Raw genomic sequence first — 1,242 nt, 5'->3', positions numbered from 1 at the left:
CGCGAAGATCGTCGCCGAGGCGAAGGAACGCTTCGAGCGCTGTCAGGAATTCGAATCTGACTTCCGTCAGCGCTTCGTCGAGGATCTGCGTTTCGCGAATGGCGATGCCGACAACGGCTGGCAATGGCCCGACCAGATCCGCACCACGCGCGAGGGCGATGCGCGGCCGTGCCTGACAATCAACAAGGTGCGCCAGCACAACCTGCAGATCATCAACGACGCGAAGCAGAACAAGCCGAGCGTCAAGACGCTACCGGTTGACGGTCAGGCTGACATCGAGATCGCGAAGATTCTCGACGGCATTGTGCGGCACATCGAGTACAACTCTCATGCCGAGATCGTCTACGACACGGCGACCGAGTTCGCAGTGCAGGGCGGCCTCGGCTACTGGCGAGTCGTCTGCGAATACGCGCACGACGGCTCATTCGACCAGGAAATCTTCCTGCGCCGCGTGAAAGACCCGCTGACAATCTATCTCGACCCGGACATCGAATCCGCGGACGGCTCTGATGCAAAGTTCGGTTTCGTGTTCGAGGAAATGACCGAGGCCGAATTCAAGGCACGGTACCCGGGCGAGGACGCGCAGAGCGTCGTATTCGGCGACGACTCGCAAAGCGACGGCTGGATCAGCAAGAACAAGATCCGCGTGTGCGAGTACTTCCGCAAGACGTCGAAGCTCGACAAGCTCATCAATCACCCGCTGCGCGGCCCGGTTCGCCTGTCCGAGATTGACGATCCGGAAGAGCGCAAGGTGATCGAGGCTGACCCGGCCGTGCAGAAGCGCGAGATCACCGAGCCGCAGATCACGTGGTACCTGATAGCGGGCGACAAGGTCATCGACGAGAAGCTATGGGCCGGCCGCTACATCCCGATCGTGCGCGTGGTCGGCGAGGAAATCGTCATCAACGGCAAGGTGGAGCGCAAGGGGCACACGCGCAACATGAAAGACGCGCAGCGCATGTACAACTACATGTCGTCGGCGAACGTCGAGTACATCGCGCTGCAGACGAAGACGCCGTATGTCGGCCCCGTCGAGGCGTTCGAGGGCCACGAGGACAAGTGGGCGAACGCGAACAAGGACAACCTGCCGTATCTGCCGTACAACCAGTTCGACGATCAAGGCAACCAGATCGAACGCCCGCAACGCGAGCAGCCACCCGTCGGCGCGAATGCGTACCTGAGCGGCATGACGACCGCGCAGCAAGAGCTGATGATGTCGTCCGGCCAGTATCAGGAGCAGTT

General features: G+C 61.1%; 1 protein-coding gene. It reads left to right on the top strand.

Annotation, left to right across the window (positions count from 1 at the left end; all coding sequences use genetic code 11):
* Nucleotides 1-1,242, top strand: a 1,242-nt coding sequence (locus KH616_RS25155; RefSeq protein WP_292255282.1) for a portal protein, incomplete at both ends; no start/stop codon positions are given.

The sequence above is a fragment of the Burkholderia sp. genome (genome assembly GCF_018375725.1).
GTDB lineage: Bacteria > Pseudomonadota > Gammaproteobacteria > Burkholderiales > Burkholderiaceae > Burkholderia.
Note: the sequence above shows the minus strand (reverse complement) of the source record. Positions and strands in the feature narration are given on the sequence as shown.